Source organism: Stenotrophomonas sp. YIM B06876, assembly GCF_030711595.1.
Taxonomy (GTDB): domain Bacteria; phylum Pseudomonadota; class Gammaproteobacteria; order Xanthomonadales; family Xanthomonadaceae; genus Stenotrophomonas.
In genome coordinates this window covers 25,674-33,861 of the sequence record NZ_JAUJUJ010000031.1, presented here as the reverse complement: position 1 = coordinate 33,861, position 8,188 = coordinate 25,674, and the positions used below count along the sequence as shown (strand labels likewise).

Genomic DNA, 8,188 nt, shown 5'->3' with positions numbered 1-8,188 from the left:
AGGCGCTGTACCGCCGCCGCTGCCGCTGCCGCTGGAGCAGCGTGCGGCGCCGGCCGCGACCGCTGGTCCGGGTCTGGTCGAGCGTTTGGGCAGCACCCTCAAACGCTGGTTCAGTGAGGGCAATGTGCCGGTCAAGATCGGCATGCTGGTGCTGCTGGCCGGTGTCGCCGCCCTGCTCAAGTACGCCAGTGACCAGGGCTGGTTGAGTGCGCCGATCGAATTGCGGATGGCCGCGATCGCCACTGCGGCGTTGGCCGGGCTGGTGTTTGGCTGGCGCAAGCGCGAAAGCCACCGGGCCTTTGCGCTCGCCGTGCAGGGCGGGGCGATCGGGGTGCTGCTGTTGACCGTGTTTGCGGCGTTCAAACGCTACGGTCTGGTCGATGCCGGTCCCGCGTTCGGATTGAGCGTGGTGCTGATCGCCGGCCTGGCGGTGATGGCGGTGCTGCAGGAATCGCGCACGCTGGCCATCCTCGGGGTGCTGGCCGGTTTCATGGCGCCGATCTGGCTGTCCAGCGACAGCGGCAACCATGTCGCCCTGTTTTCGTACTACGCACTGCTCAATGCCGGCATCTTCGCCATCGCCTGGATGCGGCCGTGGCGCATCCTCAACCTGCTGGGATTCGCCTTCACCTGGGGGATCGGCACGGTCTGGGGTGTGCTGGACTACGCACCGGCCAAGTTCAGCAGTACCGAGCCGTTCCTCGTACTGTTCTTCGCGTTCTATCTGCTGCTGCCGCTGTTGTATGCACGCAAGCTGGCCACGCCCGGCAGTGCACGGATCGATGGCTGCCTGCTGTTTGGCACGCCGTTGATCGCCTTCTCGCTGCAGGCCGGCCTGCTGCAGGGCGAACGTATGCCATTGGCGCTGTGCGCCTTGGGTGTGGCGCTGCTGTATGCGCTGCTGGCACGCGCGCTGATCCGCAAGGACCGTCTGGATGTGCTGGCCCGTGGCTACGCCATCCTCGCGGTGGGTTTCGCCACGCTGGCGGTGCCGCTGGCGTTGTCGGCCGGCGCCACCGCTTCGGTATTCGCGCTGGAAGGGGCCGGACTGGTCTGGCTCGGGTTGACGCAGGATCGGCGGCTGGCGCGCTGGAGCGGCTTCGGTCTGCAGCTTGCCGCCGCGGTCGCCTTGATGCTCGGGACCAGCCGGGGCCACCACGTCGATACGCAGGCCATCGCCAATGCCGGTTTCATGGGGGCGTTGCTGATCGCGCTGGCCGGTTTCGCCACGGCCTGGTTGTATCGCGGTGTGGGCAGGCTGCGGGTCGCTGCCGTGGCCTATGGATGGGGCCTGGCCTGGTGGTTGGGCAACATCAGCTTGGAGATTGGGAATTTCGTCGAGCCTGGCAGTCGTCTACACGCGGCGCTGGCGTTGCTCGGGGTGACGGCGTGGCTGGCAGCTGAAGTGCAGCGACGTGCGCCGGCCCTGGCGTTGTCGCTGACCACGCTGGGCGGCTTTGTGCTGGCGTTCCCGGTGGCGTTCGCGCAGGTGTCCGAATACGGCCAACCATTCGCCGGACATGGGCTGTGGTCGTGGGCGCTGTTTGCCGCGCTGGGCATGCGCAGCCTGCTGTGCCTGCGCGCCGGCAGCGGCACCGTGGCGGGACTGGCGCAACTGGTCTGGTGGCTGTTGTGGCCGACGGTGCTGTCGTTGCTGGCCTGGCACATCGGGGATCGCTTCACACTGGCCGAAGGCTGGGTGGGGCTGCTGCTGGCATTGCCGTGGCTGCTGCTGGCGGTGCTGTCGATGCAGCACTGGTCGTGGCTGGCGCAACCGCTCGGTGCCGCGTTTGACCGTTACCGCGCCGCATTGCAGACAGCGGTATTCGGCGTGCTTGGACTGTGGTGGCTGATTGCCCTGGCCAGCGCCGGCGATGCCGCGCCGTTGCCGTGGATCGCACTGCTCAACCCGCTGGAGTTGGCGCAGATCGCGGTGCTGGTGCTGGCGGCGATGCGTCTGTGGCAAGGCCGTGGGCAGCGCATTGCCCCGGCGCGGCGGGTCGGCATGGCGCTGGCCGCGCTGGTGCTGGTCACGGTGATGACGCTGCGTGCGGTCCATCACTGGGGCGGCGAGCCGTGGAGCGAGCGCCTGCTCACCACCCAGCTGGCGCAGACCAGCCTGACCGTGGTGTGGAGCCTGCTGGGCGTGGTCGGCTGGGTCTCCGGCTCACGCCGTGGGCAGTGGGGGCTGTGGTTGGCCGGCGCGATCCTGATGGCGGTGGTACTGGCCAAGCTGCTGTTGATCGACCGCGACAACCTGGGCGACCTGCTCGGCATCGGCGCGTTCATCGCCTACGGCCTGTTGTGCACGCTGGTGGGCTGGCTGGCGCCGGCACCGCCGCGGCGCGCCGCAGCCATCCCCAACAACGATGAGGAAACCTCCGCATGATCAAGCGTCTGCTGTGGCTGGCCCTGCTGCCGATGAGTGCGCAGGCCGCCGATGATTTCGCCCGGCAGTGGCCGTTGCAGCTGTCCCAGCCCGATGCCGGCGCCTACCGCGCGACGCTCGATGCGCCGGTGTACGCTGCCGCGTATTGGCGCGACCTGCGCGATGTGCGGGTGCTCGATGCCGACGGCAAACCGGTGGCCAGCGCGGTGTACGCGGCGGCCACGCCTCTGTCCGGGCCGCAGCGTACGGTCGAGCTGCAATGGTTCGCATTGCCGGTAGCGGCGACCACCGCCGATGACGACCTGAGCGTGGTGGTGCAACGCGATACCGCCGGCAAGCTGCTGTCGATCCGCAATTCGGTAGCGGCCGGCGGCACTGCCGGGGCGGCCGACCCGGTCTGGCTGGTGGATCTGGGTGACGACGCCGGCAAGTTGCGCGCGCTGCATATCGACTGGGCTGATCGCGATGCGACGCTGGATCTGGGCTACCGGCTGGAAGGCAGTGACGATCTGCGCGGCTGGCAGGTGCTGGACCCGCAGGCGCGGCTGGTGCAGTTGAACAACCAGGGCCGCGTGTTGCGCAACAACACCATCAAGGTCGAGACGGATCTGCGCTACCTGCGGCTGGTGCCGCTGCAGCGCAGTGGCGCCCCGGCGTTGCGCGGCCTGCGTGGCGAGCTGGTCGATGCGGTGGACAGCGGCGACTGGCAATGGCTGGAATTGACGGCCCAGCCCGGCGGCAACGCGAAGGACGGCTACCTGTACCGGTTGCAGGGGCGCGTGCCGGTGCAGCGGCTGGATGTGCGGATGCCGGCCAACAGTGCGGTGAGCTGGAGTGTGTCCAGTCGTGATCTGGACCGGCCCGGCGCGGATGGCAACAATCCGGACTGGCAACTGCTGACCCGCGACTGGAACACCTGGAGCCTGAGCGAGGCGAGTGCGCAGCAGCGCTCGGCGCCGTTGGAAACCACTGGCACCATCACCGATCGCCAGTGGCGGCTGCAGGCCGAACCGGGCTCGATCCCGGCCGAAGCGCCGCTGCTGCGTCTGGGCTATCGACCGGGCAGTGTAGTGTTCCTGGCACAGGGGCGCGCGCCCTACCTGCTGGTGGCCGGCAGCGCCAACGTCACCAATACACAGGCCGCGCTTGATCCGATGCTCGCTGCACTGCGCGCACGCAACGGCGCGCAGTGGCAGCCGGCGATCGCCACACCCGGCGCCGGTGCCGTGCGTGCCGGTGATGTGGCCTATCAGCCGGCCAAGGCACCGCGCAACTGGAAGAACGGAGTGCTGTGGGCGGTGCTGGTGCTCGGCGCGCTGGCGGTGGCCGGGTTTGCGTTCAGCCTGTTGCGCAGCAGCCGCGTGGAGAAGAAACAACCCTGAGGTAGTGCCGGGCCATGCCCGGCAGAGACTTTTGCGGTAAAGCTGCAGCGGAGCGTGGCTCCGCTCTACAGTTTCAGCTCGATTTGAAGTCCCGCCGCAGCAGGCCGTAAAACGCGGTGTCGCAGATTTCATCGTTGACGTTCCAGCGCTCGCGCAGCAGACCTTCGCGGACGAAGCCGAGCTTTTCCAGCAACCGCCACGACGCTTCATTGCGCGGGTCGGCATCGGCTTCCACGCGGCGCAGCTGCAGCTCGTCGAACAGATAACCCAGGATCAATCGCAGCGCCTCGCTGGCCAGCCCGCGCCGCTGCCAGTCCGGATGCAGGCTGTAGCCGATCTCGGCGCGGCCCTGGGTGAGATCCAGCGCGAATACCGCGCTGGTGCCAATCAGCCGGTCGCTGGCGGCATCGGCGATCGCCCAGACCAGAATGTCGAGTTCGCGCCGCTGGCGCTGGATGTCGGCAACCTTGGCCTCGGCCTGCGTCAGCCCGGTCCAGGCGGGATAGCTCCAGTAGCGCATCACCTGCGGGTCGGAATGGATGGCGAACAGCGCCGGAGCGTCGTCGTCGCGCACTTCGCGCAGGCGCAGCCGGCCGCTGCGCAGTTCAGGTTGGGACAGGCGTGGCTGCATCGGATTGATCCCCGGGTTTGCCCCGGGCTGACGGGGCGGGCCAAAATGGTTGTTTATCACCCCCAGCGGAGCAGATCCTGCCATGTCCATCGTTCGTATGACCGACCTCGACCTTTCCGGCAAGCGCGTGCTGATCCGCCAGGATCTGAACGTGCCGATCGACGAGAACGGCAGGATCACCTCCGAGCAGCGCATCATCGCCTCGCTGCCGACGCTGAAGCTGGCGCTGGAAGCCGGCGCCGCCGTGCTGGTCACCTCGCATCTGGGCCGCCCCAAGGAAGGAGTATGGACGGAGGCCGACTCGCTGGCGCCGGTGGCCAAGCGCCTGTCCGAGCTGCTGGGCGTGGACGTGCCGCTGCTCAAGGACTGGGTGGACGGCGTGGACGTGGTGCCGGGCCAGATCGTGCTGCTGGAAAACTGCCGCATGAACGTGGGCGAGAAGGCCGACGATGAGGCGCTGTCGAAGAAGTACGCCGCGCTGTGCGACGTGTTCGTGATGGACGCGTTCGGCACCGCGCACCGCGCGCAGGCCTCCACCCATGGCGTGATCCGCTTCGCCCCGGTCGCCGCCGGCGGCCCACTGCTGATGGCTGAGCTGGACGCGCTGGACAAGGCGCTGGCCAACCCGGCCCGTCCGCTGCTGGCGATCGTGGCCGGCTCCAAGGTGTCGACCAAGCTGGAACTGCTGTCCAGCCTGGTTGGCAAGGTCGACCAGCTGATTGTCGGTGGCGGCATCGCCAACACCTTCATCGCCGCCGAGGGCCATGGCGTGGGCAAGTCGCTGGTCGAGAACGACCTGCTCGATACCGCGCGCAAGATCGATGCCGATGCCAAGGCGCGTGGCGCTGAAATCCCGGTGCCGGTCGACGTGGTGGTGGCGCCGGCCTTTGCCGCCGACGCCCCGGCCACCATCAAGCCGGTCAATGCGGTCGGCAGCGATGACATGATCCTGGATATCGGTCCGGCCACCGCCGCGCAGTACGCCGAACTGATCGCCAAGGCCGGCACCGTGGTCTGGAACGGCCCGGTCGGCGTGTTCGAATTCGACGCCTTCGGCAAGGGCACCGAAACCCTGGCGCGGGCGATTGCCAGCTCGCAGGCGTTCTCGATTGCCGGCGGTGGCGACACCCTGGCGGCGGTGGACAAGTACGGCATCGCCAAGGAGGTGAGCTACATCTCCACCGGTGGCGGCGCGTTCCTGGAGTTCCTCGAGGGCAAGACCTTGCCGGCGGTGGCGGCGCTGGAGGCCCGCGGATCGTGAGCCGCGACATGCTGTTCTTCGACCTCGATGGCACCTTGATCGAATCCTCGGTCGGCATCACCCGCTGCGTCGCCTACGCGCTGGAGAAGATGGGCCAGCCGGTGCCGCCGCAAAGCGAGTTGCGGCGCTGGATCGGGCCGGCGCTGCGCACCAGTTTCACCCCGGTATTCGGCGATCCGGAGCGGGTGGAGCAGGCGGTGCATCACTACCGCGAGCGCTTCGACAGCGACGGCTGGAAGGAGCACGAGATCTATCCGGACATCGGCGAGGTGGTGCGCCGGTTCAAGGCTGCCGGCCACCGGCTGGCGGTGGTCACCGCCAAGAACGAGCCGCACGCGCAGCGGATCGTCGAACATCTGCCGTTCGGTGACTGCTTCGAGGACGTCATCGGCGCCACCGCGTGTGGTACCCGCAGCCACAAGCCGGAGCTGGTGGCCGAGGCGCTGGCACGGCTGTCGGTGCAGCCGGCCGATTGCTGGATGATCGGTGACCGGCGCATGGACATCGAAGGCGCCCGCCATCACGGCATGCGCAACATCGGCGTGTTGTGGGGCTTCGGCGGCGAAGCGGAACTGCGCCAGGCCGGCGTGCAGCACCTGGCCCAGCAACCACAGGACCTGCCGGTGTTGATCGGCTGAGCCGCGCAGCCTCCGCCGTGCCGGTCCTTCAGGCGGCGGCGGTGGCGTTTTTTTGTGCGGGCGCTGATCGCCCGGCGTCGCGCGGGATTGTCCCGCCTGTCCCGCGCGCGATGACCGGATTGTCTGACCGCCGGGCCGCGCTGTCCCGCGCCGGCGTGCCCACGGGTCCATGCCTGCGCCTGCAGTGCCGCCGCTGGCGCTGCGCCGGCTGTGCTGACGTACGCCGGAGCGCGCCCGGGCTGTCTGGACGGGGTGTCCCGGCTGTCGGCGGGACATGGCGGAAACAGTCTCAGTGCATAGCTTTTACAGGGTATCCAAGCCAGCCATTGTGCTACGTTCAAGCTCTTTGCCGGGAGCCATTGCATCATGATCGAACGTCAGCGCCGCACCAAGATTCTCGCCACCCTGGGGCCGGCCACCGACCCGCCGGGAGTGCTGGAGGATCTGATCCGCGCCGGCGTCAATGTCGTGCGCTTGAACTTCAGCCACGGTGATCCGTCCGGTCAGGCCAAGCGTGCCGCCGAAGTGCGCGCCGCCGCGGCGCGGGTGGGGGCCGAAGTCGGCATCCTCGCCGATCTGCCGGGGCCGAAAATCCGCATCGAACGGTTTGCCGCCGGCAAGGTCCGGCTCAAGGCCGGTGACCGCTTCGATCTGGTTGCCGCCACTGACGTGTTGCCCGGCGACGAGCACCAGGTCGGGGTGAGCTATCTGGGCCTGCCGCAGGATGTGGGTCCGGGCGATGTGCTGTTGCTCGATGACGGCCTGATGCAGTTGCAGGTGGTCGAAGTACAGGGCGAGCGCATCATCAATACCGTGCTCAACGATGGCGTGCTGTCCGACCGCAAGGGCCTGAACAAGCAGGGCGGTGGCCTGTCGCTGGGCGCGCTGACCGAGCGCGACAAGGAACTGATCGGCATCGTCGCGCGCATCGGCGTGGACTTCATCGCGGTGTCGTTCTGCCGCAACGCGCAGGACATGCACGATGCCCGCCAGATCGCACGCGAGCATGGCTGTGATGCGGCGCTGGTGTCGAAGATCGAGCGCACCGAGGCGATCGAGAACCTGACCGAGATCGTCGAGGCCAGCGATGTGGTGATGGTGGCGCGCGGTGATCTGGGCGTGGAAATCGGCGATGCCGAATTGCCCGGACTGCAGAAGAAGATCATCAAGGCCGCACTGGCGCAGAACAAGGTGGTGATCACCGCCACGCAGATGCTGCAGTCGATGGTGGAAAGCCCGATCCCGACCCGCGCCGAAGTGCTGGACGTGGCCAACTCGGTGATCGACGGCACCGATGCGGTGATGCTGTCGGCTGAAACCGCCGCCGGTGCGTATCCGGTCAAAGCGGTCGAGGCGATGGCGCGCATCTGCCTGGGGGCCGAACGCCAGTTCCAGACCGATACCGATTTCAGCGCGGCGCAGCGCAATCTGCAGCGTGCCGACCAGGCGATCGCGATGGCGACCATGTTCCTGTCGCAACACGTCGGCGTGCGCGCGATCGTGGCGATGACCGAATCCGGTGGCACCGCGCGCTTCCTGTCGCGGTTCCGCGCCAGTGCTCCGATCTACGCGATCACCCGCCATGACGGCGCCCGCCGGCAGATGGCGATGATGCGCGATGTGTTCCCGATCAACTTCGACAGCCGCGGCTTGACCCCGCGCGAAGCGGCGCGCGGCAGCATCCGCCTGCTGGCCGAGTCCGGGCAGCTGGCAACCGGCGACCGGGTGGTGTTCACCAGTGGCGAGCACATGGAAACCCTCGGCGCCACCAATACGCTGCGCCTGCTGGAAGTGGGCGAGGGCGGCTGCGCCACCGGGCTGGGCGAGCTTTAAGCCGGTTCACGCCGGCATCCGCTTGCCGGCGGGCGCGGGAGAACCGCGCCCCGC

The 8,188-nt window shown here is 68.2% G+C and carries 6 protein-coding genes; 5 read left to right on the top strand and 1 reads right to left on the bottom strand.

What is annotated here, in order from left to right:
- On the top strand, positions 1–2,389 hold a 2,389-nt coding region (locus tag QZH66_RS11970), incomplete at its 5' end, for a DUF2339 domain-containing protein (protein ID WP_305806170.1).
- Positions 2,386–3,771 (top strand): DUF3999 family protein, encoded by a 1,386-nt coding sequence (locus QZH66_RS11965; protein ID WP_305806169.1) that lies wholly within the window; start codon positions 2,386–2,388, stop codon positions 3,769–3,771. The genes QZH66_RS11970 and QZH66_RS11965, both read left to right, overlap by 4 nt.
- A gap of 73 nt (positions 3,772–3,844) precedes the next feature.
- On the opposite strand, the gene QZH66_RS11960 is transcribed toward QZH66_RS11965, so the two are convergent.
- Complete coding sequence (locus QZH66_RS11960) at positions 3,845–4,402, bottom strand: GNAT family protein (protein WP_305806168.1); 558 nt, start codon at positions 4,400–4,402, stop codon at positions 3,845–3,847.
- Positions 4,403–4,484: 82 nt separating this feature from the next.
- On the opposite strand from QZH66_RS11960, the gene QZH66_RS11955 reads away from it, so the two are divergent.
- The 3 genes from QZH66_RS11955 to pyk all read left to right on the top strand — a co-directional run bounded on the left by QZH66_RS11955 (position 4,485) and on the right by pyk (position 8,134).
- Entirely contained in the window at positions 4,485–5,663 is a 1,179-nt protein-coding gene (locus QZH66_RS11955; protein WP_305806167.1) for a phosphoglycerate kinase, read from the top strand.
- Positions 5,664–5,671: 8 nt separating this feature from the next.
- Positions 5,672–6,301 (top strand): HAD-IA family hydrolase, encoded by a 630-nt coding sequence (locus QZH66_RS11950; protein WP_305806172.1) that lies wholly within the window; start codon positions 5,672–5,674, stop codon positions 6,299–6,301.
- Between the two features lie 366 nt (positions 6,302–6,667).
- Entirely contained in the window at positions 6,668–8,134 is a 1,467-nt protein-coding gene (gene pyk, locus QZH66_RS11945) for a pyruvate kinase (RefSeq protein WP_305806166.1), read from the top strand.
- The last annotated feature ends 54 nt before the right edge of the window (positions 8,135–8,188 follow it).

Excerpts from the sequence above, each read along its gene's own strand:
- QZH66_RS11965 (WP_305806169.1), top strand. The coding sequence starts at position 2,386 with ATGATCAAGCGTCTGCTGTGGCTGGCCCTGCTGCCGATGAGTGCGCAG.
- QZH66_RS11960 (WP_305806168.1), bottom strand. The coding sequence starts at position 4,402 with ATGCAGCCACGCCTGTCCCAACCTGAACTGCGCAGCGGCCGGCTGCGC.
- QZH66_RS11955 (WP_305806167.1), top strand. The coding sequence starts at position 4,485 with ATGTCCATCGTTCGTATGACCGACCTCGACCTTTCCGGCAAGCGCGTG.
- QZH66_RS11950 (WP_305806172.1), top strand. The coding sequence starts at position 5,672 with ATGCTGTTCTTCGACCTCGATGGCACCTTGATCGAATCCTCGGTCGGC.
- pyk (WP_305806166.1), top strand. The coding sequence starts at position 6,668 with ATGATCGAACGTCAGCGCCGCACCAAGATTCTCGCCACCCTGGGGCCG.